Below are 25,932 nucleotides of genomic sequence, written 5' to 3' on the forward strand. Positions count from 1 at the left end.
CAGCAATGACGCGAGCCCGCCAGTCGGAACCCACGTCACAACGGCGGCGCCGCGGAAAACGGCCCGGCGCGAACGGGGCCAGCCCGCCGGCGCCCAAAAACAACAAGGGGATATCCTTCGATGGTGATGCCGATCTACGACGATACGCCGATGCGCTACCTGCGCCGACCGGTCGTGAATTGGGCGCTGATCGGCCTCAACATCCTGGTCTTTGTGCTGGTGCACAGCGAGTTGTTCGGCGACCCGCTGACGATCACGCGCGGCTTTGCGGTCATACCCCGCGTGCTGTTCGGAGAGGCGGCGCTGGCCAATTGGGTCGTCGGGCCGCCCGCGCCCCTGACGCTGGTGACCTCGCTGTTCTTTCATTCCAGCGTGCTCCATCTGCTCGGCAACATGCTGTTCCTCTATGTGTTCGGAGACAATATCGAGGATGCGATGGGGTCCTTGCATTACCTGCTGTTCTATCTGAGCTGCGGGGTCGCCTCGGGAGTCTTCTTCGCCTACGCCTCACCCCACACGATCACGCCGCTGGTGGGCGCATCGGGCGCCATCTCGGGCGTTTGCGCCGCCTTTCTGCTTCTGCACCCCCGGTCGACGATCTTCGGCCTCGTCGCCGGCGTGTTTCCGATCCGCGCGGCGGCGTGGATGTTCGTCGGCACCTGGATCGTGCTGCAATTCCTCAACGCCCTTTTCGGCGAGCAGGGGCACGTCGCCTGGTTCGCCCATGTCGGCGGCATCCTCGCCGGCCTCGCCCTCACGCCCCTGTTCAAGCGCCGCAGCGTGCGGCTTTTCGCCCCTCCGCCTCCGCCGCCCCCGCCGCTGCCCGAAAACATCGACGCGCCGCCGGGGTTCTGAGCGTTTCAAGGGGGTTTGACTTGAACCGGCGCGCCCGTTACCAGAGCGCAATCCAGCTTTTGCCGCATTAGGTGACCAAGCGTCACGCTCGCCGGGAGTTGAGCGATGAAGATTCTCGTACCCGTGAAACGGGTCGTCGATTACAATGTAAAGATCAGGGTCAAGGCCGACGGCTCCGGCGTCGATCTGGCCAATGTGAAAATGTCCATGAACCCCTTCGACGAAATCGCCGTCGAGGAGGCTCTGCGCCTCAAGGAGGCAGGCAAGGCCAGCGAGGTCGTGGTGGTCTCGATCGGGCCGGCGAAGGCCGACGAAACCCTGCGCACCGGCCTCGCCATGGGCGCCGACAGGGGCATTCTGGTCAAGACCGACGAAACGGTCGAGCCGCTGGCCGTCGCCAAGATCCTGGCCAAGATCGCCGCCGAAGAGCAGCCGGGGCTGATCATCCTCGGCAAGCAGGCGATCGACGACGACAGCAATCAAACCGGCCAGATGCTGGCAGCGCTGCTCGGCTGGGGCCAGGGCACCTTCGCCTCCAAGGTCGAGATCGGCGGCGACAGCGTCGACGTGACACGCGAGATCGACGGCGGTCTGCAGACCGTCACGGTGAAGCTGCCGGCGATCGTCACCACCGATCTGCGGCTGAACGAACCGCGCTACGCCAGCCTCCCGAACATCATCAAGGCCAAGAAGAAAGAGGTCGCCGTCAAGGCGCCGGCTGATTACGGCGTCGACATCGCGCCGCGCCTCGAGGTGCTGAAGACCGCTGAGCCCCCGGTTCGCAAGGCCGGCGTCAAGGTCGGCTCGGTTCCGGAACTGGTCGCGAAACTCAAAGAAGCGGGAGTTCTTTAATCATGGCGACGCTCCTTCTCGCTGAAACCGCCGGCGGCGCGCTTGCTCCCGCCACCGCGAAAGCGCTCACCGCCGCCACGGCGATCGGCGGCGCTGTCCATATCCTCGTCGCCGGCTCGGGCCTCGCCGCCGCCGCCGAACAGGCCGCCAAGCTCGCGGGCGTGGAAAAGGTCCTCCTGGCCGACTCCGCGACCTTCGACCATGTGCTGGCCGAACCGACCGCGGCGCTGATCCTCGGGCTCGCCGGCGCCTATGACGTCATCCTCGCGCCCTCGACCAGCACGACCAAGAACGTGCTGCCGCGGGTCGCGGCGCTGCTCGACGTCGCCCAGATCTCCGACATCATCAAGGTCGTCGCGGCGGATACTTTCGAGCGCCCGATCTATGCCGGAAACGCGATCCAGACCGTCCGCTCCAAGGACGCCAAAAAGGTGATCACGGTGCGCACCACCGCCTTTTCGGCGGCGGGCGAGGGCGGCTCGGCCGCGATCGAGACCATAGCCGGTCCGGCCGACCCCGGCCTTTCCAGCTTCAAGAGCGAGGCCCTGGCCCAGTCCGAACGGCCCGAGCTCACCGCCGCCAAGATCATCGTCTCCGGCGGACGCGGGCTCGGAAGCGCCGAGAACTTCGCCAAATATATCGAGCCGGTGGCCAATCGGCTCAACGCCGCGATCGGCGCATCCCGCGCTGCGGTGGACGCCGGCTACGCCCCCAACGACCTCCAGGTCGGCCAGACCGGCAAGGCCGTGGCGCCGGACCTCTATGTCGCCGTCGGCATTTCCGGCGCGATCCAGCATCTCGCGGGCATGAAGGACTCCAAGATCATCGTCGCGATCAACAAGGACGAAGAGGCCCCGATCTATCAGGTGGCGGATTTCGGCCTCGTCGCGGATCTCTTCAACGCCCTGCCGGAGCTCGACGCGGAACTCGCCAAAAGCGGCCGCTGAGCTTCAAAGAAAGCAGGCGGGTCCGGGCCGTTTCAAAGGCCCGGACCCGTTTCTTTTCGGCCCCGACCCGATTTGAAAAGATGGTGGTTTTCATAAAAGCCAAACGCGCGCTATATTGCACTGCATAAGAGGGTCTGAAATCTCGCTGGGGGCGCCCCGAAACATGAGCCTTGAAATTCGCAAGATCGGCGTGATCGGAGCCGGACAAATGGGCAAGGGCATCGCCCATGTGTGCGCGCTGGCGGGTTTTGACGTCGCATTGAACGACGTCAGCGACGAACGTATCGCTGCGGGCGTAGACGATATTGCAGCGCAAATGCAAAAGTCGGTCGAGCGCGGAACGATCGACGCCTCGGGGAAGAGCGCAGCGCTGGCCCGCATTTCCCCGGCTCCGGCAGTCCAGGATTTTCGCGACGCCGACCTCGTGATCGAAGCGGCCTCGGAAAACGAGGAGATCAAGCGCAGGATACTTTCCGACGTCGCGCTCGCACTGAAGCCCGACGCCATCATCGGCACCAACACCTCCTCGATCTCGATCACCCGCCTCGCCTCGGTCACCGGACGGCCCGAGCGGTTCATCGGCATTCATTTCATGAATCCGGTGCCCAAGATGCAGCTCGTCGAGCTGATCCGTGGCATAGCCACCGAGGATCGCACATTCGAGGAGACGCGCGGCTTTATCGCGAAGCTCGGCAAGACCATCACGGTTTCGGAGGATTTCCCGGCCTTCATCGTGAACCGCATTCTGCTTCCGATGATCAACGAGGCCATCTACACGCTCTATGAGGGCGTCGGGTCGGTCGAGGCGATCGACACCGCGATGAAGCTGGGCGCGAACCACCCTATGGGTCCGCTTCAGCTCGCCGATTTCATCGGTCTCGACGTCTGTCTCTCCGTCATGCAGGTGCTGCATGAGGGGCTGGCGGATTCGAAATACCGCCCCTGCCCTCTGCTCGTGAAATATGTCGAGGCCGGATGGCTCGGCCGCAAGACCCAGCGCGGCTTTTACGATTACCGCAGCGGCCAGCCGATCCCGACGCGCTGAAGCGCTTCAGGCGCCTCCAAAGAAAGCGCCCGCGGGCAAATGCGCGGTTACGAGCCCGGCTTGACAGGCTTTTCCTTGCCGGAGGGCGCTTTACCGCTCTGGGTGTCGGGACGCCCTTCGATGGCCGGCGCGCCCGCCGTAGTCCCGCTGACGCCGCTCTCCTTTTGCTTACCGGCGTTGGGGATATTGGGATTTTGCTTCTGGATCGCCGTGGACGGCTCGACGTCGCCGCCGGCGGCGGGTCCGGTCGTGCTGCCCGCGGAGTGGCCAGGCGCGCCTCCGGACGGATGCTGCTGCGCGAAAGCCGCGCCGGAAGCAAGGATCACGACAGACGAAATAAAAATCGCGACGCTGGAGTATTTCACCGGCTTCTCCTTTACTGGATCGCGAAACGAGGCTCGGATAAAATATAGAAGCTGAGCAATTATTGACAACGAATCGTAGCCGATCCTCGACTGTATTTTTATTTTGCAAGAAATAGTCTGGCGTCAGGATATGGTTTAGCCTTTTTCCCGCGCCCCTGTCCAAGTCCCGCATAATCCTTCGAGAAAGTTTGCCAGCAAAGCAATTGGGTAACCGCCTCCCGCTAATTTCTCGCGTGAAACTCACTTCGGCGGACACGGCATGTTCGACGCCTTGATCACCATAGTTACGGCTTTATTCCTGACCAGATTCTGGTCGGGCTGGCGCTATGGCTTTTTCGATTGGTTTTGCGCCGCCGCTGCTGTGGCGGGGGCTTTCGCGGCGCCTCCTCTCCTCGAAGCCCTGGCCCCGGAAGCCGCCTCCCTGGGCGTATTCGGAGCGGAATCGGGCGGAGCCCTGCTCGGCTGCCTCCTCTACGACGCTTTGGCGTCGGCGCGGCGGTGACCAGGGGTCGACGAGCATGGGCTCCCGTTCCGGCGGCGCGACAGGACTCGGGCGTCTACCGCTTGAACCTCGCGATCAGATCGGGCCGGCGTTCCCTGGTCAGGCGCAAAGCCTGCTCGTGCCGCCACTGGGCGATTTTCTTGTGGTCTCCACACAGCAGGACTTCCGGAATCTCCGCGCCCTCGAACCCTCTAGGCCTTGTATATTGCGGATATTCCAGCAGGCCGTCCTCGAAACTCTCCTCGGTCCCGGAGGCTTCTTCGCCCATCACGCCGGGCAGGAGCCGGACGCAGGCGTCCATCAGAGCCAGAGCCGCGACCTCGCCGCCCGAGAGTATGTAATCGCCGATCGAGATTTCCTCGAGGCCGCGCCCCGCGATGATGCGTTCGTCGACGCCCTCGAATCTGGCGCAGAGGATGATCGCGCCCGGCCCTTCAGCGAGCCGCCTCACCCTCTCCTGGGTGAGCGGCGCGCCGCGCGGACTCATCAGCAGGCGAGGACGGGGGTCGTCGGCAGCGGCAGCCGCGTCGATCGCGGCGGCGAGCACATCGGCCCGCATCACCATGCCGGGGCCGCCGCCCGCGGGCGTATCGTCCACCGCGCGGTGACGGCCGAGACCGTGCTCGCGTATCTGCAGGGCCTCCAACCGCCAGACCTCGCGGGACAGCGCGTCTCCGGCCAGCGAAAAGCCCAACGGGCCGGGGAACATTTCCGGGAACAGCGTAAGGATGGTTGCGCGCCACATGAAGGGCTTATGGCACGACGGCGCGCAAGCCGAAAAGCTTCTATTTTGCAGGCTCGGGACCTTCTTCCTCGATCTCCTCGGGCGGAGCGACGATCACGCGCCCGCCGGCGATGTCGACGACCGGAACCACCGCCCTGGTGAAAGGAAACAGAAGGGTCTCGCCGCCGACCGGCGGTGCGATCTCCAGAATGTCTCCGGCGCCGAAGTTGCGCACGCCGAGAACCTGGCCGAGCAGCAAACCCTCGCCCGTTTCCGCGCGCAGCCCTTCGAGATCGACGAGATAGAATTCGTCTTCATCGGGCGGAGGGAGGCTGGAGCGCGGCGCAAAGAGCTCGAGGCGACTCAGCTGTTCGGCGCCATTGCGGTCGTTGACGCCCTCGACGCGGGCGACCAGCATGTCCTTGCCCTGTGGCCGCACATTGGCCAGCACGAATCTTTGCCGGCCGCTCTTGTCGAAGAGCGGACCGTAGCTCGCGATGGACAAAGGGTCCGCCGTGAAGCTTTGCAGGCGGATTTCGCCGCGCACGCCATGCGGCGCGCCGAAACGCCCGAGCAGAACCATATCCCGCCCCTTGCCCGGGGCGGGAGGCGCCTTGTCGATCACTCGGCGGCTTCAGCAGCGGCCGCGGCGGCGGCGGCGCGCTCCTGAGCCTTCTTCTTCGGCTGGGCCTTGACGGGATTGTTGCGGGCCTCGCGCTTGCCCACGCCCACGGTCTCAAGCAGGCGGGCGACGCGATCGGTCGGCTGCGCCCCCTTGGCGATCCATTCCTTGGCCTTCTCGGCGTCGAGCACGAGACGGTCGGCCGCGTCCTTGGCCTTCAGGGGATCGAAGGTGCCGAGCCGGTCGATGAAACGGCCGTCGCGCGGCGAGCGGGAGTCGGCGACGACGACGCGATAGAAGGGGCGCTTCTTGGCGCCGCCGCGGGACAGTCTGATCTTGAGCGACATCTATGCTTCCTTTGTTTTGCGAAGGGGACGCAGCCTTGAAGGCGCGCCTTATTTTTTCTTCCCGAACGGATTGAACCCGCCCAGAAGACTTTTGCCGCCCAGCCCCGGCAAAGAGGGCTTGGACGCGAACAGATCCGCCGGCGGCGCCTCGGGAAGGCCCGCAGGCGGCGTGAAGCCGCCGGCGCCGAGCTTCTTCTGCATCTCGGCGATTTCTTCCTTGCTGGGGGTCGGCATGCCGCCGAGGCCCATCATCTGGGCGGCGCGGCCCATGAGACCGCCGCCGCGCTTATTGGCGCCGCCCATGGATTTCATGAGGTCGGCCATGCCGCGGTGCTGCTTGAGCAGCTTGTTGATCTCCTCGACCTTGACGCCCGAGCCGGCCGCGATGCGGCGCTTGCGCGAGGCCTTCAGGATGTCGGGATTGCGGCGCTCCTTGGGGGTCATCGAGAGAATGATCGCGCGCTGGCGCTTGATGATCCTGTCGTCGATATTGGCGGACGCGAGCTGGTCCTTCATCTTGGCGACGCCGGGCAAAAGGCCCATGATTCCGGTGAGGCCGCCCATTTTCTCGGCCATGGCGAGCTGATCGCAAAGGTCCTGCAGATCGAACTTGCCCTTGGCCATGCGCATGGCGGCGCGTTCGGCCTCCTGCTGGTCGATCGTGGCGGCGGCCTTCTCCACCAGCGCCACGATGTCGCCCATGCCGAGAATGCGGTCGGCGATGCGCTTGGGGGCGAATTCGTCCAGCGCGTCCATTTTCTCGCCGGTGGCGATCAGCTTGATCGGCTTGCCGGTGACGTGGCGCATCGAGAGCGCAGCGCCGCCGCGCCCGTCGCCGTCCATGCGGGTGAGGACGATGCCGGTGATGCCGACGCGGGCGTCGAAGTTCTTGGCGAGATTGACCGCGTCCTGGCCGGTGAGAGCGTCGGCGACGAGCAGGATTTCATGCGGGCTGGCGTAGGACTTGATGTCCGCCATCTCCTGCATGAGGGGCTCGTCGATATGGGTGCGGCCCGCGGTGTCGAGCAGAACGACGTCATAGCCTTCGAGCCGCGCCGCCTCGGCCGCACGGCGGGCGATCTGCAAGGGCGTCTGATTGGGGACGATGGGGAGGGTGTCGACCTCGACCTGACGGCCGAGAATGGCGAGCTGTTCCTGCGCGGCCGGGCGCTTGACGTCGAGCGAGGCCATCAGCACCCGCTTCTTGTTGCGCTCCTTGAGGCGCTTGGCGATCTTGGCCGTCGTGGTGGTTTTGCCGGCGCCCTGCAGGCCGACCATCATGATGATGACGGGCGGGCGTTCTTCGGTGTTGAGCGGCTCGGCGGTCTCGCCCAGGGTCTCGACCAGAACGTCGTTGACGATCTTGATGACCATCTGGCCGGGGGAGATCGACTTGATCACATTGGCGCCGACGGCGCGATTCTGCACCTTGTCGGAGAAGGAGCGCACCACGTCGAGCGCGACGTCGGCGTCGAGCAAAGCGCGGCGGACCTCGCGCAAAGCTTCTTCGACGTCGGCTTCGGTGAGCGAGCCGCGCCGCGTGAGCTTGTCGAAAATGCCGGAGAGCTTATCGGAAAGGCTCTCGAACATGCTGTTCTCCTTTGCCCGGCCGGCGGGCGAAACAGGATCGCTCAAAGCAAAACGCGCCCGGGAGCGCGACGCGCCGCCGGACGTGGGCCTGCGCTCCCTTGGGCGACGCAGGTTTTGTTTGAGCACCTCTTGCGAGATTTTGGGAGAGGTTTACGCAGCAGGGCGGCCCGAGTCAATGGGGTGGAGCGGGTTCAGCATCTTCGAGACCAAACCACCATTTCTCAATCGCTCGCGGGTTGAACTCGCGAATCGCAACGGCTCCGCCTCACAAAAATATAGTAAAAGCAGCATTGCGAGCGCCAAGCGCCGTAATGTGAGACGCCGACGTTCATGAGTCTCCAACCCGGATAACCCTTATTTTACTTTGGGCGCGCGTTCTTCGCGCAAAATATTGATATTTCTATCTCAACTAAATAACGTAACTTGTTGGCCTTCGCAAACCGCATCGGAGCCGGGGCGCACTGCGACAATATCGCTTTAAACGAGACCTATTGATCATGCTGCCGGACCAGCCGCCGAAATCCTCACCGACTTTGCATGAGCAAAAATTCTTGAGCGTTGCGGAGAGTTCGTCGGATTTCCTCGGCCGTGACGGCAGTATCCTCTATTCGCGCGCGGCCGGCGAGCCCGCGCCGAACGCCTGCGATCCCGGTCTGCTGACGAAGTGCGGAGAGCGTTGTGAATCCGCAGCCGCCCACGTTCCAGGCGTCGAGCCTGCGCCGATCGTCCCCATAGGCAAGGACATCACGGCGCGCCAATTGGCCGATTTCGAGTTGACGCTCCTCCAGAGCGCTTGCGAGCAATCGTCCGAAGCATTGTTCGTGACCGATAGCCGGACTCGCTTCATTATCGTGAACGCCGCCGCTTGCCGCTCGCTCGGATACAGCCGCGAGGAACTTCTCGGAATGACGCCGCTGGACATCGATCCAGACGTGACGCACGAGGCGATCGAAAAACTATTGACGCCGCCAGGCGATTTCGCCCTGGAAACAAGGCATCGCGCCAAGGACGGACGGATATTTCCGGTGGAGGTCAAAGGCGCCGTTTTCGAAACGAACGGCGAAAAACACATCGTCGCCCTGGCGCACGACATCACCGCGCGCAAGCGTATGGAGAACACGCTGCGTTTCATCGCCGATCCCGGCGAGCCTAATTTTCTTGCTGCGCTCGCGCGTCATATCGGCGAAGCGCTCGGCGTCGCCTATGTCGTGATCGATCTGTTGTCGGCAAATTCGGGCGTCGCCGAAACCATCGCGTTTTACGCCAAAGGCGACATCGCTCCCAATGTGAGCTATGAGCTGGCGGGCACGCCTTGCGAAGGGGTCGCCGCCAAGCGGACCTGTTGCTATCCTTCCGGCGTGCAGGAGCTCTTCCCAAAAGACAGACTGCTCGTCGAGATGGGCGTCGAGAGCTATGCGGGCGCGCCTTTGTGGGATTCGACCGGAAAACCGCTCGGCTTGATCGCGGTCATGGACACGTCGCCCCTCGCCGATCCTGCGGCCGCGACGCAAATCCTGCAACTCGTCGCGCCGCGCGCCGCGGCGGAGCTGGAGCGTTCGGAGAGCGATCGGCAATTGCGGCTGGGCGAGCAAACCTTTCGCAGCCTCGCAGAGAATTTGCCGGATATGGTGGTTCGCTACGACAGCGATTTCCGCCGCACTTTTTTGACCCGCTCCCATGAGACGCTCACCGGCATCCCAACCCAGTCGCTGCTGGGCAAAACGCCGGTCGAACTCTGGTCCGCGCCGAACGGCCCCGAAGGCGCAGCGGCGTTTCAGGCGCAACTGGCGGACGTCAGGGATTCCGCCGAACCCAGAGAGTGGGAAGTCAACTGGATCCGCCCCGATGGGAGCCTGGGCGCCGTCGAAGTGCGCGGCGTGCCGGAGTTCGGCTCCGACGGCAAAGTGAGCGGCATCCTCACCGTTTCGCGCAATGTCACCGCCAAACGCGGGATAGACACTCAGCTGCGCATGGCGGCCAGCGTGTTCGGGACCGCGCGCGAAGGCATTCTCATTACCGATCCGGCCGGGCGCATTCTCGACGCCAATCCAGCCTTCACCACCATCAGCGGCTATGATCGCGACGAGGTTCTGGGCAAACGACCCAGCCTGCTTTCATCCGGCGCCCAGGACACGGCGTTCTATCAGAGCATGTGGTCGACTCTGCTCGCCGAGGGCTCGTGGAACGGCGAGTTGACCAACCGTCGCAAGAACGGCGATCTCTTTGTCGAAAACCTTCACATCGAAGCCGTGCGCGACGAAGCGGGCAAGGTGAAACACTACGTCGGAATTTTTTCCGACGTCAGCCAGCTCAAAGCGCATGAAGAATATCTTCAGCACATCGCGCATCACGATGCGCTCACCGGACTTCCGAACCGGCGGCTTCTGACCGACAGGCTGACGCGGGCGATCGCCCAGGCGAAAAGTTCCGGCGACATGCTGGCGGTGCTCTATTTCGACCTCGACGGCTTCAAGCCGATCAACGACAATCACGGCCACGGGATCGGCGACCAGGTTCTGATCGACGTCGGTGAGCGTTTGTCTCGGACCTTGCGCGCGGGGGATATGGTCGCGCGCATCGGCGGCGATGAATTCGTCGCGCTTCTGATTGGGGTCGGCGATACGCGGGAATGCGAGAACACGCTTCGTCGCCTGCTGGATGTCATCAACAGCCCTATCGCAATCGACGGCAATTGCTTTTCCCTTTCGGCGTCGGTCGGCGTCAGTCTCTACCCCGCCGACGACAGCGACGACGCCGACATGCTGCTTCGCTACGCCGATCAGGCGATGTATTTCGCCAAGGCGTCGGGGCGCAATCAATTCGTCTTCTTTGGTTCGCAGGCGCGAAGCAAGATAAGAGGCGACAATCAGATGGTTCATGATCTGCGCCATGGATTGAACCAGGGCCAGATTTCGGTACATTACCAGCCGATCATCGACGTAAAGACGGGGCGCATCGTCAAGGCCGAAGCTTTGGCGCGCTGGAGCCATCCCGTGCAGGGCGTGATCTCGCCGTCTGAATTTATTCCGATCGCGGAGACCGGCGGCCTGATCCACGAGATCGGGGATTTCGTGTTCAAAGAGGCCGCGCGCGTCGCCCTAAGCTGGAGCAAATGCGCCGGCGCGCCGGCCTGCGGACATCCGCGCATCAGCGTCAACCGTTCGCCCCGCCAGTTTTTCGGCCGCGACGGCGTGGCCCCTTGGGTGCAGCACCTGATCGACAACGCCATTCCCGGCGAACTGCTCGGCGTTGAAATCACCGAAGGTCTGCTGCTCGAAAACCAGCCGGAAGTTCTTGCGCAATTGAAGCAGTTGCGCGCGCTCGGCGTCGCCGTATCGCTCGACGATTTCGGCACCGGCTATTCGGCGCTGTCCTATCTTAAGAAATTCGACATCGACTATCTCAAGATCGATCGTTCCTTCGTCCGCGACATCGTCGAAGACGAGCATGACCGCGCCATTGTAGAAGCCATCATCGCCATGGCGAAGCGGCTCGGCATCGAACTTATCGCCGAAGGCGTCGAGACCCGCGAACAGGCGGATTTACTGGCTGCGGGCGGCTGCAATCTGGCGCAGGGATTCCTCTATGCGGAGCCGTTGCCGGAAAAAGACTTCCTCGACTTCGTTCTCGCATCCGGGGCCTCCTGCTAGGGCGCGTTCGGTTTAGTTTCAGGCCGACCCTCGCAGCCACGACGGCCCTTGACGCCCGTCCCGAGCGGCCAATCTCCAAAGCTATGTTCCACCCAGGCGACGGAGACGCAGATGAGCTCGGAATGGGTCAAATTGACCCCGCAGGGCAAGCCCAACCAGATCGTCTATGTGAATCTGAACCGGGCCAGCTCCATATGGTCGTTCGAAGGAGGCGCGGAGATCTGGTTCCGGGCCGATTCCGGCGATGAAGGCTACGCCCGGGTCAGGGAAACCCCGGACGAAATCATCGCCAAGCGCAAAGAGCGCAGAAGCGCCGAGCGGTCGTAACCCGCAATCCGCGACCTTGTTGCGGCTTGAACCCGCCCGGTCCGCGGCGCTAGAGTCTTTCCGGTTCAAATTGAACCGCGTTTTCTTCACGCGAAGCGGTTCCCACTTCGCCCGAAAACACTCTATGCTGAAAGACGCCAGGGGAGCCCCGCCCGGCGACGTTTGGGGCTGAGAGGCCGAGAATGCGCCATAGGCGGCGCGGCGCGGCGACCCTTATAACCTGATCCAGCTCATACTGGCGTAGGGAGGAAGAATGCCCCGAAGAATCGACCAGCGCCCGCTCGGCGGGCAAGCGCTTCGTCATGCGCATTGAAATTTTGGGCGCAGGCGTCGCCGGCCTGACCGCCGCCTTCGAGCTTGCGCGCCAGGGCGCCGAACGCGGCGTCGAGATCGAGCTGGTCGAGACCCGGCCTCAGGCCGGCATGGGATGTTCGCGCTTCGCCGGCGGCATGATCGCTCCCTGGTGCGAGCTGGAGACGGCCGAGCCCATCGTGGCCGAACTCGGCGCGGAAGCGATCGACTTCTGGGCGGACCTCGGCCTTGCGACGATCCGCGGCAGCCTCGTCGTCGCCCCGCCCCGCGAGCCCGCCGAGCTGCGGGATTTTTCGCGGCGCACCAGAAACTTCGAGGCGCTCGACGCCGCCGGCCTCGCGCGGCTGGAGCCGGACCTCGAAGGACGATTCGAGAGCGCGCTCTATTTTCCGACAGAGGCGCATCTCGATCCGCGAGCGGCCATGGCCGCGCTCGGCGAACGGCTGGCGCATCTGGCCAACGTAACCTTGCGCTTCGGCGCCGAGCCGCGCGGCGGAGCGGACTGGACCATCGACTGCCGGGGCTTTTCCGCCCGGGACCAGCTCGCCCGGCTGCGGGGCGTCAAGGGCGAGATGCTGGTGCTGCGCAGCGAGGAGCTGAAACTCTCTCGCCCGGTGCGCATGCTCCATCCGCGCCGGCCGGTCTATGTCGTTCCGCGCGGAAACGGAATCTTCATGATCGGCGCGACGATGATCGAAAACGAGGAGGCCGCGCGCGTCACGGCAAGATCGGTGGTCGAGCTGGTGAATTCCGCTTTCGCCATTCACCCGGCCTTCGCCGAAGCCGAAATCGTCGAAATGGGCTCGGACGTGCGGCCCGCTTATCCCGACAATCTCCCGCGTCTTACGCGGCGGGGCCGCGCTCTCTATATCAACGGACTCTATCGCCACGGCTTTTTGCTCGCGCCGGCGCTCGCGCGCCGCGCCGCCCGGGTGGTTCTCGAAGACGCATGGTTTCCGGAGGTCTGCGATGCAGATTCGGATTAACGGCGAAGAGCGCGAGGTCGCCGCCGCCACGCTCGAAGAGCTGCTGGCCGAACTCGGCTATGGGGATCAGCTGGTCGGCACGGCCCTCAATCTGGACTTCGTGCGCGCGAAAGACCGCGCCGATGCCCGGCTGAAGCAAGGCGACGCAGTGGAAATTCTCGCTCCGAAACAGGGAGGCTGAGCGTTGGACGATCCGCTGACCCTCTATGGTGAAAAATTCGCCTCGCGGCTGCTGCTCGGCACGGCGCGCTACCCTTCCCCGGCGATTCTCGCCGATTCGATCAAGGCCTCGGGAGCCGAGATAGTGACCATTTCCCTGCGCCGCGAGGCGGGCGGCTCGCGCGCGGGCCGAAGCTTTTGGGACCTCGTCCGCGAGTCGGGCGCGAAGGTCCTGCCGAACACCGCCGGTTGCCGCACCGCCAAAGAGGCGATCACCACGGCGCAGATGGCGCGCGAGGTTTTCGGCTGCGACTGGATCAAGCTCGAGGTCATCGGCGACGAGGACACGCTTCAGCCCGATCCCTTCGGGCTGGTGGAAGCGGCCCGCAGTCTTTCCGCCGAGGGCTTTCGGGTCTTTCCCTATATGACCGAAGACCTCGTCCTCGCGGAAAAGCTGCTCGGCGCCGGCTGCCGGGTGCTGATGCCCTGGGCGGCCCCGATAGGCTCCGGGCGCGGGCTCAACAACCCTTACGGCCTGCGCGCTTTGAGAGCCCGCTTTCCCGAGGCCCCCCTGATCGTCGACGCGGGGATCGGCGCGCCCTCCCACGCCGCGGCCGCGATGGAGCTGGGCTACGACGCCATTTTGCTCAACACGGCGGTCGCACGGGCCGGCGATCCGGCGACGATGGCCCGCGCCTTTGCGCTTTCAATCGAAGCGGGACGCGCGGCCTGGCTCGCCGAACCGATGACCCCGCGCGATCTCGCCGAGCCCTCGACGCCGCTCATCGGCCGCGCCTTCGACGAGGGCGCGGCGTGACGCTCGACCCCTTCTACCTCATCGTCGACGACGCCTCCTGGCTCGAGCGCCTGCTGCCCGTCGGCGTGAAGCTCGTGCAACTGCGCGTCAAGGATCGCCCGGAAAGCGAGATTCGGGCGCAGATCCGCGCGGCGCGCGGCCATTGCGAGCGATACGGCGCGCAGCTCATCGTCAACGACTATTGGCGCCTCGCCATCGAGGAGCGATGCGACTTCGTTCATCTCGGACAGGAAGACTTGGGCGGCGCCGATCTTTCCGCTCTGCGCGAAAACCGAGTGCGGCTGGGCGTTTCAACCCATGACCAGGCCGAACTCGATCTGGCGCTGGCGCTTTCGCCCGATTACATCGCCCTCGGGCCCATTTACCCGACTCTGCTCAAGCAAATGAAGTTTGGGCCGCAGGGGCTCGATCGTCTCGGCGAATGGCGGCGGCGCTGCGGCGCGACGCCGCTGGTCGCGATCGGCGGGCTGACGCCGGAACGCGCCCGCCTTTGCCTCGCCGCCGGCGCGGACAGCGCCTGCGTCGTGACCGACATCCTGCGCAACGCCGACCCGGAGGCCCGGACGCGGGAATGGCTACAGGCCACGGCCGACCGGCGCGGCTAACGGGGCGCGGCCACGAATGTCAGGAAGCTCAAGAGCTTCTTTAAAAAAAGCGCCCTCTCCCGCTCCACGCGCAGGGGCGGCAGGCGCGCCGATTCGGATGCGAGCCGCCCTCCTCGAGACTTTGACGGCGCCAGCCCTTATGTTACGAGGAAAATCCACCGCCGGCCCGCCGGCGCTTCGAGTGCGGCGGGCCGGCCATAAAAAGCGGGCGAAAAGCCCCAGGAATCAGAGGGAACGCGACCCATGAGCGAACGGCGCTCGTCTTTTGGCTATGAAGATCTGCTGGCCTGCGGCCGCGAGGAGCTGTTCGGCCCTGGCAACGCCCAGCTTCCGTTGCCGCCCATGCTCATGTTCGATCGCATCACCGAAATATTCGAAGACGGCGGCGAACACGGCAAGGGCTATATGCGGGCCGAACTGGACATCAAGCCTAGCCTGTGGTTCTTCGATTGCCACTTCAAGGGCAATCCCGTCATGCCCGGCTGCCTCGGGGTCGACGCGCTGTGGCAGATGGTCGGCTTCTACCTCGCCTGGCTGGGCAATCCCGGACGCGGCATGGCGCTCGGCGTCGGCGAAGTGAAGTTCACCGGCCAGGTCCGCCCGACCGTGAAGACCGTCGCCTACGGCATCGATTTCAAGCGCGTCTTCAAGGGCAAGCTCGTGCTCGGCATCGCCGACGGCTGGGTGGCGGCGGACGGCGTCCGCATCTACGAGGCCAAGGATCTGCGCGTGGGCCTCGCCAAAGAGGCCGCTCCGGCGCAATAAGCCTCCGGGAACAAGCCCGGCGCAATAGAAGCGGCAGACAGCCGCCTGGGGAGTCGAAACTATGAGACGAGTCGTCGTCACCGGTATGGGAATCGTGTCGTCCATCGGCGACAATGTCGAGGAGGTGACCGCCTCCCTGCGCGCCGCCAGATCGGGCATCGTCCGCGCCGAAAAATATGCCGAACTCGGATTTCGCTCGCAGGTTCACGGCATGCCCAGGCTCGACGCCAGCAAGGTGGTCGACCGCAGGGCGATGCGCTTCCATGCCGCCGGCACCGCCTGGAACCATGTCGCCATGGAACAGGCGATCGCCGATTCGGGCCTCGGCGAAGACGAGGTCTCCAACGAGCGCACCGGCATCGTGATGGGTTCGGGCGGCCCGTCGGCCAAGGTGATCGTCGACTCGGCCGACCTCACCCGCACCAAGGGACCCAAGCGCGTCGGTCCTTTCGCAGTGCCGAAGACGATGTCCTCGACCGCCTCGGCGACGCTCGCCGTGTGGTTCAAGATCAAGGGCGTCAATTATTCGATCTCCTCGGCCTGCGCGACCTCGAACCACTGCATCGGCAACGCTTTCGAGCAGATCCAGTGGGGCAAGCAGGACATCATGTTCGCCGGCGGCTGCGAGGAGCTCGAATGGGAGCTTTCGGTGCTCTTCGACGCCATGGGCGCAATGTCCTCCTCCTATAACGATACGCCCGCCACCGCCTCGCGCGCCTATGACAAGAACCGCGACGGCTTCGTGATCGCCGGCGGCGCCGGCGTGCTGGTGCTGGAGGAATATGAACGCGCCAAGGCGCGCGGCGCGAAAATCTACGCCGAGATCGCCGGCTATGGCGCGACCTCCGACGGCTACGACATGGTGGCCCCCTCGGGCGAGGGCGCGGTGCGCTGCATGCGTCAGGCGCTCGCGACCGTGAAGACCCCGATCGACTACATCAACCCCCATGCGACCTCGACCCCGGTCGGAGACATCAAGGAAATCGAAGCCCTTCGCGAAGTGTTCGGGGCGGGGGAAAAATGCCCTCCGATCTCCGCCACCAAATCGCTGACCGGCCACTCGCTCGGCGCGACCGGCGTTCAGGAAGCGATCTATTCGCTGATCATGATGCGGGACGGCTTCATCTGCGAAAGCGCCAATATCGAAGAACTCGATCCGGACTTCGCCGACATGCCGATCCTGCGGGAGCGGCGGGACAATGTGTCTCTTCGCGCCGTGCTCTCCAATTCTTTCGGATTTGGCGGCACCAACGCGACGCTGGTTTTCAAGCACCCCGACGCCTGAAGCGGCGCCTTTCGCCAGTTGCGAAAAGAGGATCTGAAGGAACAATAATAGATGACGGTTGCCAAGGGTTTGATGCAGGGCAAGCGCGGCCTCGTCATGGGCGTCGCCAACGACCATTCGATCGCCTATGGAATTGCTCGGAAACTGGCCGAGCATGGCGCTGAACTCGCTTTCACCTATCAGGGCGACACGCTGTTGAAGCGTGTCGCGCCGCTCGCCGGGGAACTGGGTTCGAATCTCGTCATCCCCTGCGACGTCGAGGATCTTTCCACCGTGGACGCGGTTTTCGCGCGCCTGGAGAAAGAATGGGGCGAACTCGATTTTCTGGTTCACTCGATCGCCTATTCCGACAAGAGCGAACTCAAGGGCCTCTACGCGGACACCAGCCGCGAGAACTTCATCCGCACCATGGTGATCTCCTGCTTTTCCTTCACCGAGACGGCGAAACGCGCCGCCGCGATGATGAAGGGCTCGGGCTCCATGCTGACGGTGAGCTTCGCCGGCGGCTCCCATGTAATGCCCAATTACAATGTCATGGGCGTGGCCAAGGCGGCGCTCGAATCCTCCGTGCGCTATCTCGCCGCCGATTACGGCGCGCGCGGCGTTCGGGTGAACGCGATTTCTCCCGGCCCGGTTCGCACCATGGCGGGAGCCGGCATCACCGGCGCCCGCGCGATGGGCGCGTTCCAGAAGTCGCACTGCCCCCTGCGCCGTTTCATCACGCTCGACGAAATCGGCGGCTCGGCGCTCTATCTGCTTTCAGAGCTTTCGGGCGGCGTGACCGGAGAAGTCCACCTCATCGACGCCGGCTACAACATCATGCTGCAGCCGCGCCCCGAGGATCTAAGCGGCGACCCCGGCAACGCGCTTTGATGTTCAGTCAGGGCGAACCGTAAGCTCCCGAAGCGCTCGGGCCAGGGCGACGAAGCCGGCGACGTCGACCTCTTCGGCGCGCAGGGTCTCTACGATCCCTGCGCTCGCCAGCAGAAGTTCCGGCTTCACGCCGAGGCCCTTGAGGCTCTGGCGCAGCATTTTGCGGCGCTGGCCGAAAGCGGCCTGGGCGACCTTCGACAAGGCTTGGCGGTCGCAGGGCGGCGGCTCCGGATTGGGCGTCAATTCCACCACGGATGAAACGACCTTTGGCGGCGGGGTGAAGGCCGCGGGCGAGACGTCGAATAAAATCCGCGCTCGCGTCCGCCATCCGCACAGCACGCCGAGCCTTCCGTAATCCGCCCGTTGCGCCGGCGTCGCCACGATGCGCTCGGCAACCTCGCGCTGGAACATCAGCACATAACGGTCGAAGACGCTTGGCCAGGGCTCGGCCTCCAGCCATTTCACCAACAGCGCGGTCGCGACATTGTAGGGAAGATTGGCGCAAATCCGCGCTGGGCCGCCCGCTCCATGGACGCGGACCAGCTCGGCGGGATCGAGCTCGAGCGCGTCCCCCTCGATCACGGTGAGGCGTCCCGGATAGCGCTCGGCGATCTCCGCGAGCGCCGGCGCGCATCGGGAGTCGCGCTCGACGGCGATCACCCTGGCCGCGCCGCCCGCGAGCAGGGCGCGGGTCAAGCCGCCGGGACCGGGACCGACCTCCACGACCGTGACGTCTTCCAGGGGCCCCGCGGCTCTGGCGATGCGACCGGTCAGATTGAGGTCGAACAGGAAATTCTGCCCGAGCGACTTGCGGGCGTCCAATCCGTGGCGCGCGACGACTTCGCGCAGTGGCGGGAGATCGTCGATCATGCCGAGATGCGATCCGCGAGCCTGATCGCTTCGATCAGGCTGGAAGGATCGGCTATTCCCCTGCCGGCGATATCGAAGGCGGTTCCGTGATCGGGAGAAGTGCGCACAAAGGGCAGGCCGAGCGTGACATTGACCCCGCGATCGAAGGCGAGCGTCTTGATCGGGATGAGAGCCTGATCATGGGTCGGGCAAAGGGCCACATCATAGTTTCTGCGCGCCTTTTCATGAAACATCGTATCGGCCGGATGAGGGCCGGACGCGTCGATTCCCTCCGCGCGCAAGATTTCGATCGCGGGAGAAATCACGTCAATTTCCTCGCACCCCATCGAGCCGCCTTCGCCTGCATGGGGATTTAATCCCGAAAAGGCGAGGCGTGGGCGCGGCAGGCCAAATCTCGCCGCGAGGTCGCGCGCCACGACGCGGCCGGTCTCAACGAGCAATTCCCGCGTCAGAAGCTCCGGGACCCTCGCCAGGGCGACATGGATCGTCACCGGCACGACGGCGAGTTCACGCGCCCATATCATCATCACCGGAGTCGCGGCGCGGCCGAAGCATCGCTGCGAAAGCTCGCCCAGAAATTCAGTGTGTCCGGGATGCTTGAAGCCGGCATGATAGAGCACATGCTTGGCGATCGGATTGGTGACGACGCCGCGGGCTTCGCCGGAGGCCACAAGCTCCACGGCGCGTTCGATCGAGCGGATCGTGGAGGCCGCGTCGCCAGGGTCGGGCCGCCCCGGCTGGCCGCTTACGTTCAAGCCCAATGGAACGACCGGGAGCGCGGTCGGAAAAATCTCGCCGGCCCGTTGCGGGATCGCTTCTTCGACAGCGATTTCAAGTCCGAGCGCGCGCGCGAGCCGCTCGAACAGCCCGGGATCCCCGACGACGAAGAAGGGCGCGAGATTCTCCTCGCGCCGTCGCGAATAGGCTTTTAGGGCGATCTCGGGCCCGATGCCGGAAGGATCGCCCTGCGTGAGAGCGAGAGGAAGCGCGGCGTGGCTGGTCATAGAGTGTTTTCGAGCGAAGTGGATACCGGTTCGCCTGTAGAAAACACGACCAAGCCAGGAATCCTAGCGCTGTTTACAGGCTTTATGCGCCCGTCGCCAGCAGCTGCGCGCCATTCCTGGAGTTCAAGCCCAAGAAAAACAGCTTTTCCTTTGGGGGTTTCCCCGCCAGGGAGGCGCCCCCTCGCCGGGGCCCCTGCAGCCGGCTCAGGAACGCAGGGTTTTGAGGTAGTGCTCCAGCGGATTGAGCTTCTTATCTTTGAGCTCCGGGTGCTGATCGAGATACCAGGAGGTCGAGAACAGCGGATGGGGGTCCCGTCCCTCCCAGGCCCCATGCAAGTAATAATGGACGAGAGGATTTATATCCGCCTCTCGGACATCCTCGTTCATTTCCAGATACCAGGCGGAGTCGAACATGGCGTTGGGATTGCGCCCTTCACGGAAACCGTGTTTCAAATAATGCATGTAGGCGCTCGCAGCGAGAACGCGCACATCCGGATTGTGCTCCAGATAATATCGCTCGTCGAACACCGGAACCGGCTTCCTGCCGATTTCTAAAAGCGCTCTTCTGAGCGCTTTGAGCGGCCTGCGCAGGAGCGGCTGCCGGAGCCTCGCCAGGGCGTTCAGCTCGAGCCGCTGGGCATGAATGAGATTTCTCGCCTCGGTCATATCGGCGGCCAGGCGCGTGATCTGGCCTTCCAGTTCGGCGATATGGTCCAGATAGCTTTTCGAGGTGGCCTTTTCCTGTTCCAGTAGCGCATTGATGCGCATAAGTTCTTCTCGCGCAGACTTGATTTCCTCGCGCGCGAAAATGCACTCCTGCTCGGCCGCCCGCAGCTGGGCGAGCAGAACAGCTTTCTCCCCGGCTCCGGCGCCGCCGGGATTTTGCTTTGCCGGATGCGCATCGGATTTGGCGCCGTCACGCGACCAAAGGGCGCGGAGCCTGGCCCCAAAGCTTCGCGATACGCCCTTGTTCGCGTCCGCGCCTCTGGTTGTAGCCTCGAAAAACATGCAACCGCTCCATTAGCTGCGCTGGAGCGCATCGCCGCAAAGCTTCACACGCTTTTGCGACAGGAATGCGCTCCAATTGATTGGGCCGGCCCGACTCGACTTCATTCGAGAATGCCCCCGTTCGACGATAGGCGCGCCAGCTTATCAAAAACTGCGCCAATCGCCTCCGCTTAGACCGCCGCCGTCCGGGTTTGCGGACTCGGACCCCTTATATTTTCCACGGTTTCCAGAGCATGTCCCCAAAAAGTGCGAAGCGGTTTTTGGAAAAAAACATGCTCCGTCAATGAGATTTGGAGCGCGTTCGACTGCGTTTGAACCGAACGCGCTCTAGAGTTCCAAAGCCTGGCGAAGGCGCTCGCTGAAACGCGCCGGCGAGAAATGCTCGTCGTAGACCTTCCGCGCGTTCGCCCCGATTTCCGGCCATTTATCCCGCATGTCGAGCGCTCTCTGCAGCGTCTCGGCCACATCCCTGGGGCCGTTGTGCGCCAGAACAAAGCCGGATTCGGAATCGGTCACGTAAGAGGAAACGCCGCATGTGGAGCTTATTACGACGATCTTTCCGGCGCTGAGGGCGCTCATGGCGACCAGCGGCCCCGCATCGTCGCGCGAAGGCACCAGCACGATGTCGGCGGCGGCCATATGGTCGGCGACTTCCTCGGCGTTCAGTTCATTCCTGAAGACGATGCTTTTTTCCTCGGCGGCGATGTCCTCGATGGCCCTGCGGAAACCTTCGTCGTTCGTCCGACCGGCCAGCACCAGTCTACAATTGCTTCTGTATTCTTCCGGAAGCGCCAAAAAGCCCATGACGGCGATGTCCTGCCCTTTTCGCGGTTCGTAAGTGCCGGTCAGGGCGATGGTCAGTTTCTTGTCGCCGCGCTCCTTCCCCGCGCCGACCTGCAGGGCTTCCACGCCGCACTCCAGTTCGATCGGTTCGATATCGCACCGCCTGCGGATGCTGGCCGCCGCGCGGGGGCCTGCTGCGAACACTTTGGTCGCAGCCGCCAGTCCTTCCCGAAATCCCCTTACATTGTCGCAGAAGTGGTTCACGAGATCGGTTTCATGGCAGAAGACATAGACCGGAACAAAGGGGGATAGCGCCGCCGCCAACGACCAGGTGAGGATGGTGTTGCCGATCACGAGATCGAAGTTCTTCGCCATCGCGACGAATATGTCATGAGCGGGCAACACCAGCGGATCGATGATGACGTCTACGCCAATTTCCAGCAGCCGTTCCCGATAAACGCCGTCCTCCGGCGATGCGACAACGACGAAATGCCCCTCGCGGATGAGGTTTTTCGCAATTTCGAACAGCACGCGCGGGGCGCCGCTGCCCGAAAGATCGTGCGAGACGAGCAATATGTCCTTCCCGCCCTCCGGCTTACGCGGACGCTTGGCCATTTGGTAGGAGAACGGCTCCTGGCTGTCGATATAGACCAGGTCCCGCATGTTCGCCGGAAAATAGGGGTCTCGAACGCAATAGTCGCCCCATTGCCTCATGGCGTAGATATCGGCCTTGTCCTTTTTGAAAGGCTTTGGCTTCTTCTCCACGGCCCCGATGGAAACATGGCCGATATGCGTGAGTTCCGCATGCGGCGTATAGAGGCAGGCATAGCCCGCCGCGCGAATGCGAAAGCATAGATCGACGTCGGAATGGGCTATGCCCGCGTTCAGGGGATCATATCCCCCGATTTCGTCGAACAGCCGCCGCGGCATGGCGAGGCAGGCTCCGCAAATCAGCGAGACCTCGCGAACGCACTGAGCCAGATTGAAATAGGCCGTGGTGTTCGACGGATAGGCGTGAAAAGCGGTGCCGAACAGCCGCCGCACGCCGGTGACCATGCCCGCATGCTGTATGGTCTCGTTCTCATAAAGGAGTTTGGGACCCACCGCGCCGACGCCGGGCAGCGTCAGAAATTCGAGGATGCATTCGATCCAGTCCCGGCTGATGACCCGGACGTCGTCATTGAAAAATACGACATATTCGCCTTTGCTGTCCCGGACGCCCTGATTGCATTTGTCCGAAAAATTATAGGGCTTGTCGTAGGCGCTGAAGCGGACGTCCTGTTCGTCCGCAAAAGCCTTCAACTCGCCGACAATGCCGGAGTTGGTTACGACGATGGTCTCATATTTTCCATATGAGCTCGCCTCCCGTAGCGAAACGACCGTTGCTTTGATGTTGTCGACATTGTCGGACGGAATAATCACCGAAACCAAAGGTCCGGTGGCGGCGTCGATCGTTCGTTTAAGTCGGTTCGCGGTGGGCAAGGCGATTGCTTCGCCGCCCCAGCCCCGCCGGATCGCGGCGTCCTGAAGCGCCGCAATATTGGTGTTTCGCGCCGTGGGCTTGTCCCCGACCGCGGCCGAACCCGAAATCATGCGCCAGCCATAGAGAATCCGCTCGATATGGCCGACCTTGGGGTTCCGTTCGGCGACCCGCAGGGCGAGATCGTAATCCTGCGAGAAATCGAATTCGCTGCGGAATTTCCCGACAGCGGCCACCGTTGACTTCCTGTACACGGAGAGATGCCCCGTATACATCGAGTTCAGCAGCAGAAAGGGGCTCCAGTCCGGCTTGAAGAAAAGGTCGTCGGCGATGTTGTAGGCGTCGATCTTGCACTCGTCCGAGTAGATGAGATCATAGTCGCCATTTTTCTGGATGAGCTCGACGAAACATTCGAGCGCATCGCGCGTGAACATATCATCGTGGTCCAGAAGAGCTACGTATTCCCCGGACGCATTGTCGAAGGCGATGTTCGTCGCTACGGAAATTCCGCCGTTCTGCGGCGGAAAGAAAACCTTGATGCGCTTGTCGAGGCCCGCATAATATTCGAGCAAGGTCTTGAGATTGGGGTCTTTCGAGCAATCGTCTACGAGCAGCAGCTCCCAGTTGGCGTAAGTCTGCCCCATGACCGAGAGTATCGCGCGCTCGAGAAAAGCCAGCGGCGGCCGGTAGACGGGTATGAGCACGCTGATCTTCGGCCCGCCCGACACAATGCCGGCCAGCGACGGATCGATGACGAAGCGCTGCGTCGCATCATGGCGGCCGCGATTGTAGTTGTTGAGGATCGGAACCGGATAGGCCGGCGGATTCTGCGGCGCGCGCTGCGGGGACAGCCCCAGCGCGGCGAGTCGCGCCGCCATCCCGGCAAGATCGAGCGAGGCCTTGGATTCGACGACGCCGGAAACCCATTCCTGCGGCAAGGATTCATCCCGCCCCACGGCGTTGAGCTTGGCGAGGAGCAGCGGAATCTCGTTCGGCGGCGAATCCCGGAAGGGGCTATTGGCGCTTTTTGTGCGAAACGCCTTGAACAGTTCGACGCTCGACAGCGTCGCATGGTTCCAGCCGGCTTCGGCGATCGGCTGAAGCCGAGGCGGCTTGATGCCGGGTTCGGCGGGTTTCGATGGCGGCTCCTCTTTGGGAGCCGGCGCGGCGTAGGCCGAGGTCTCTATTTGATCCAGGCCGAAATATCGCCTGAAAGCCGGCTCGAAGACCTCACGAAACTCATGCGGATCGTGAGTGGGCGTGGGACGTCGTCCCTCGCGTTCTCCCCGGATCAGAAAATGAGTGAGGGGCTCGTGCCCCGACTCGACGACGTCCTGATGCTCGCTCAGATACCAGTCGGCATTGAACAGATTGTTCAACCGAAAGCCCTGCCGCCAACCGACGGTCAGATAATGAGTCAAGGGATCGAGGCCGCCGAGGCTGGGCCCCTGGGACAGATAAAAGCCTATGTCGACCAGAGGATGCGGCCGGGTTCCTTCCTTCCACCCCCGGCGAACGAAGTGATCCAGCGGTTCGGCCCCGGCGTCCCTGATGTCCGGCCGCATCGCCAGATAAAACCGAACCGAAAACAACGGATGGGGCGCGCGCCCTTCCTTCCAGCCTTTGGAGATGTAATGCGGGAAAGAAATCTCGCTTTCCTGGAGATCGGAATTTTCCCTCCGATACCACTCGCGATTGAAAAGCGGATGGGGGGCGGCGTTAGCGCCCGCGAAGCCGGAAGCAGGGATGATGTTGATGTTCATGCAGCCTTTTTGTCCTCGCGCCGGTCGCTTGAGGGCGCGCTCCGCCCGAACTCGAACGTTCGAGCGATACAGCGCGTCCTTCGGTGACTAGAGCGCATTCCAAGCGCAGAAGTCGGCTTTGCGGAATGCGCCCTCGGCCACCCTGAAACCATAAACTCGAATTTTTTAGGGCTCCGATCGGAACCCTCATCCTGGGCGATATATCAATTTTCAGGACGTTTTACTTGCAATAATCGGTCCTCGCAACGCCTCCGAGCCTCGACCGGGCTCGCCTCGCTGTTCCTGGGATGGGCGGAGGACAAGAGAGGGGGCAAAATCAATGTATTATTTTATGGTGACTTAAATTTCAGCAGCACGTTTTGCAGCGATATTTGTGTCCAGAACTACTTCTGTCCTGCGAAGACAGCAAGGACTAGGCGCATTCCGCCGACCGCGACTGGAATATAGCCGATTCGCGAGCGTTCCTGTTCCCCTCAAACGGAAGCGAATTCGTAATTCTCAGCGCCCCCCAGCACTGATTCCGCAGCCCAATGAAAGGGCTGTAGTCGGGAGCGCTCAGCGGTGATTTCATTCCGGAGCCAAGGGAGACCATCGGCGTCAAACGCCTCCACCGTGGACCGGAAGATACATGCTTTTCCGCGCGCAGAGACAGGCGATCAGCGTCTTTATTCCGAAATGTCCGACTTTCCAATTCCAGCTTAGATTTGAACCAGCAGCGCCGGGAATGGTAAGAGTGCAAGTTGTATTATTACACGCGCTGATATAGGCCTCGGCGCCTACAGCCGCGCTTGAGGTTGGGTTCCGGGCGCCAGCGCCTCTCGCGGGATTATGCAGCGAAACAGTTCAGTTTACACTCGGAAGACCACGACTTCCGCCGCCCATCTCGCCGGGCTGACTTCGCCGATGGTTCGCGACGATCCGATCCTCGGCAGAGTCTCCCAAGGAAGAATCAAACTACGCGAGGGATTGTCGAGGCTGCTTCCAGCGACGCAAGAAAGTAGTCGTTATGCGCCGATGGCGGCAGGACAGCGTTTATTCTCCGCATCGTGTCTGCCGGGAACAAGCCCAAGATGCGCTAATCCTCGCTCGACTCCCCCGGGGACAGCCGTAAATTCTAGAGCGCCAAGACAATTCAAATGCCCAACAACATCTCGTCGCATTCCGCCTTTAGAAATCCAGTCATCGTCGCCGAAGCGGCGCCGGTTTCGTGATTTTCGACTTGCGGATGCCAAAGCGCCCGGATGCTATCAGCGCGAATCATCAATGTTCTGCCCCTATCTTTGCTTTCGCCTTCGCGCTGGCAGGGGATGCCCTACGGCGCCTGAGCAAAATCGGCATCTCAATAGGGACTATTCCTATATCACGGAGCCTTATAAAACGGCCAGATCAAAGCCTC

Annotated in this window: 23 protein-coding genes and 1 riboswitch; of the genes, 14 read left to right on the top strand and 9 right to left on the bottom strand. The window is 63.1% G+C overall.

The genetic code is table 11. The annotated features are described in order from the left end of the window. Positions 1–120 precede the first annotated feature (120 nt). The 4 genes from H2LOC_RS13210 to H2LOC_RS13225 all read left to right on the top strand — a co-directional run bounded on the left by H2LOC_RS13210 (position 121) and on the right by H2LOC_RS13225 (position 3,699). Positions 121–855, top strand: coding sequence for a rhomboid family intramembrane serine protease (locus tag H2LOC_RS13210; protein ID WP_136496808.1), 735 nt, complete (start codon positions 121–123; stop codon positions 853–855). A 105-nt stretch (positions 856–960) separates the two neighbouring features. Continuing rightward, complete coding sequence (locus H2LOC_RS13215; protein ID WP_136496809.1) at positions 961–1,707, top strand: electron transfer flavoprotein subunit beta/FixA family protein; 747 nt, start codon at positions 961–963, stop codon at positions 1,705–1,707. A 2-nt stretch (positions 1,708–1,709) separates the two neighbouring features. After that, positions 1,710–2,654: an electron transfer flavoprotein subunit alpha/FixB family protein gene (locus tag H2LOC_RS13220; RefSeq protein ID WP_136496810.1), complete on the top strand. Its 945-nt coding sequence runs from the start codon at positions 1,710–1,712 to the stop codon at positions 2,652–2,654. A gap of 163 nt (positions 2,655–2,817) precedes the next feature. Continuing rightward, entirely contained in the window at positions 2,818–3,699 is an 882-nt protein-coding gene (locus tag H2LOC_RS13225; protein WP_154331663.1) for a 3-hydroxybutyryl-CoA dehydrogenase, read from the top strand. A 47-nt stretch (positions 3,700–3,746) separates the two neighbouring features. Here the strand turns inward: H2LOC_RS13225 and H2LOC_RS13230 are convergent, their stop codons facing one another. After that, positions 3,747–4,064, bottom strand: a complete 318-nt coding sequence (locus H2LOC_RS13230) for a hypothetical protein (RefSeq protein ID WP_136496811.1) — start codon at positions 4,062–4,064, stop codon at positions 3,747–3,749. A 259-nt stretch (positions 4,065–4,323) separates the two neighbouring features. Between H2LOC_RS13230 and H2LOC_RS13235 the strand changes: the two genes are divergently transcribed. Then, positions 4,324–4,566: a hypothetical protein gene (locus H2LOC_RS13235; RefSeq protein ID WP_136496812.1), complete on the top strand. Its 243-nt coding sequence runs from the start codon at positions 4,324–4,326 to the stop codon at positions 4,564–4,566. Positions 4,567–4,621: 55 nt separating this feature from the next. Here H2LOC_RS13235 and trmD read toward each other — a convergent pair whose 3' ends face one another. The 4 genes from trmD to ffh are packed head-to-tail and all read right to left on the bottom strand — an operon-like array spanning position 4,622 to position 7,849. Next, positions 4,622–5,311, bottom strand: coding sequence for a tRNA (guanosine(37)-N1)-methyltransferase TrmD (gene trmD / locus H2LOC_RS13240; protein WP_154331664.1), 690 nt, complete (start codon positions 5,309–5,311; stop codon positions 4,622–4,624). 40 nt (positions 5,312–5,351) lie between these two features. Beyond that, positions 5,352–5,915: a ribosome maturation factor RimM gene (gene rimM / locus H2LOC_RS13245; RefSeq protein ID WP_246206829.1), complete on the bottom strand. Its 564-nt coding sequence runs from the start codon at positions 5,913–5,915 to the stop codon at positions 5,352–5,354. After that, on the bottom strand, positions 5,912–6,259 hold the full coding sequence (gene rpsP / locus H2LOC_RS13250) for a 30S ribosomal protein S16 (RefSeq protein WP_154331665.1): 348 nt from the start codon (positions 6,257–6,259) through the stop codon (positions 5,912–5,914). The genes rimM and rpsP overlap by 4 nt, the downstream gene beginning before the upstream one ends. Positions 6,260–6,307: 48 nt before the next feature. Continuing rightward, on the bottom strand, positions 6,308–7,849 hold the full coding sequence (gene ffh, locus H2LOC_RS13255; protein WP_154331666.1) for a signal recognition particle protein: 1,542 nt from the start codon (positions 7,847–7,849) through the stop codon (positions 6,308–6,310). A gap of 497 nt (positions 7,850–8,346) precedes the next feature. Here ffh and H2LOC_RS13260 point away from each other — a divergent pair, with 497 nt between their 5' ends. The 9 genes from H2LOC_RS13260 to fabI all read left to right on the top strand — a co-directional run bounded on the left by H2LOC_RS13260 (position 8,347) and on the right by fabI (position 17,628). Next, a complete protein-coding gene (locus H2LOC_RS13260; protein WP_246207182.1) occupies positions 8,347–11,499 on the top strand; it encodes a bifunctional diguanylate cyclase/phosphodiesterase in 3,153 nt (1,050 codons plus the stop codon). A gap of 111 nt (positions 11,500–11,610) precedes the next feature. Then, positions 11,611–11,826, top strand: a complete 216-nt coding sequence (locus H2LOC_RS13265; RefSeq protein WP_136496815.1) for a hypothetical protein — start codon at positions 11,611–11,613, stop codon at positions 11,824–11,826. Between the two features lie 129 nt (positions 11,827–11,955). After that, positions 11,956–12,090, top strand: a riboswitch (TPP riboswitch). Between the two features lie 38 nt (positions 12,091–12,128). Then, on the top strand, positions 12,129–13,124 hold the full coding sequence (locus H2LOC_RS13270; RefSeq protein ID WP_136496816.1) for an FAD-dependent oxidoreductase: 996 nt from the start codon (positions 12,129–12,131) through the stop codon (positions 13,122–13,124). Then, positions 13,108–13,305, top strand: coding sequence for a sulfur carrier protein ThiS (gene thiS, locus H2LOC_RS13275; RefSeq protein ID WP_136496817.1), 198 nt, complete (start codon positions 13,108–13,110; stop codon positions 13,303–13,305). Before H2LOC_RS13270 ends, thiS begins: the two co-directional genes overlap by 17 nt. A gap of 3 nt (positions 13,306–13,308) precedes the next feature. Beyond that, the gene (locus tag H2LOC_RS13280) at positions 13,309–14,100 is read left to right on the top strand and encodes a thiazole synthase (RefSeq protein WP_136496818.1); all 792 of its coding nucleotides are present in this window, start codon (positions 13,309–13,311) and stop codon (positions 14,098–14,100) included. Continuing rightward, positions 14,097–14,705: a thiamine phosphate synthase gene (locus H2LOC_RS13285; protein WP_136496819.1), complete on the top strand. Its 609-nt coding sequence runs from the start codon at positions 14,097–14,099 to the stop codon at positions 14,703–14,705. The genes H2LOC_RS13280 and H2LOC_RS13285 overlap by 4 nt, the downstream gene beginning before the upstream one ends. 243 nt (positions 14,706–14,948) lie before the next feature. After that, a complete protein-coding gene (gene fabA / locus H2LOC_RS13290; protein ID WP_136496820.1) occupies positions 14,949–15,470 on the top strand; it encodes a 3-hydroxyacyl-[acyl-carrier-protein] dehydratase FabA in 522 nt (173 codons plus the stop codon). 61 nt (positions 15,471–15,531) lie between these two features. Continuing rightward, on the top strand, positions 15,532–16,755 hold the full coding sequence (gene fabB, locus H2LOC_RS13295; protein WP_136496821.1) for a beta-ketoacyl-ACP synthase I: 1,224 nt from the start codon (positions 15,532–15,534) through the stop codon (positions 16,753–16,755). 51 nt (positions 16,756–16,806) lie between these two features. After that, positions 16,807–17,628, top strand: a complete 822-nt coding sequence (gene fabI / locus H2LOC_RS13300) for an enoyl-ACP reductase FabI (RefSeq protein ID WP_136496822.1) — start codon at positions 16,807–16,809, stop codon at positions 17,626–17,628. A 3-nt stretch (positions 17,629–17,631) separates the two neighbouring features. On the opposite strand, the gene rsmA is transcribed toward fabI, so the two are convergent. The 4 genes from rsmA to H2LOC_RS13320 all read right to left on the bottom strand — a co-directional run bounded on the left by rsmA (position 17,632) and on the right by H2LOC_RS13320 (position 24,536). Next, positions 17,632–18,498: a 16S rRNA (adenine(1518)-N(6)/adenine(1519)-N(6))-dimethyltransferase RsmA gene (gene rsmA, locus H2LOC_RS13305; protein WP_136496823.1), complete on the bottom strand. Its 867-nt coding sequence runs from the start codon at positions 18,496–18,498 to the stop codon at positions 17,632–17,634. Next, on the bottom strand, positions 18,495–19,502 hold the full coding sequence (gene pdxA / locus H2LOC_RS13310; RefSeq protein ID WP_136496824.1) for a 4-hydroxythreonine-4-phosphate dehydrogenase PdxA: 1,008 nt from the start codon (positions 19,500–19,502) through the stop codon (positions 18,495–18,497). Before pdxA ends, rsmA begins: the two co-directional genes overlap by 4 nt. A 204-nt stretch (positions 19,503–19,706) precedes the next feature. Beyond that, complete coding sequence (locus H2LOC_RS13315; protein ID WP_136496825.1) at positions 19,707–20,510, bottom strand: coiled-coil domain-containing protein; 804 nt, start codon at positions 20,508–20,510, stop codon at positions 19,707–19,709. A gap of 327 nt (positions 20,511–20,837) precedes the next feature. Beyond that, complete coding sequence (locus H2LOC_RS13320) at positions 20,838–24,536, bottom strand: glycosyltransferase (protein WP_136496826.1); 3,699 nt, start codon at positions 24,534–24,536, stop codon at positions 20,838–20,840. Positions 24,537–25,932 lie beyond the last annotated feature (1,396 nt).

This window comes from Methylocystis heyeri (assembly GCF_004802635.2).
GTDB lineage: Bacteria > Pseudomonadota > Alphaproteobacteria > Rhizobiales > Beijerinckiaceae > Methylocystis > Methylocystis heyeri.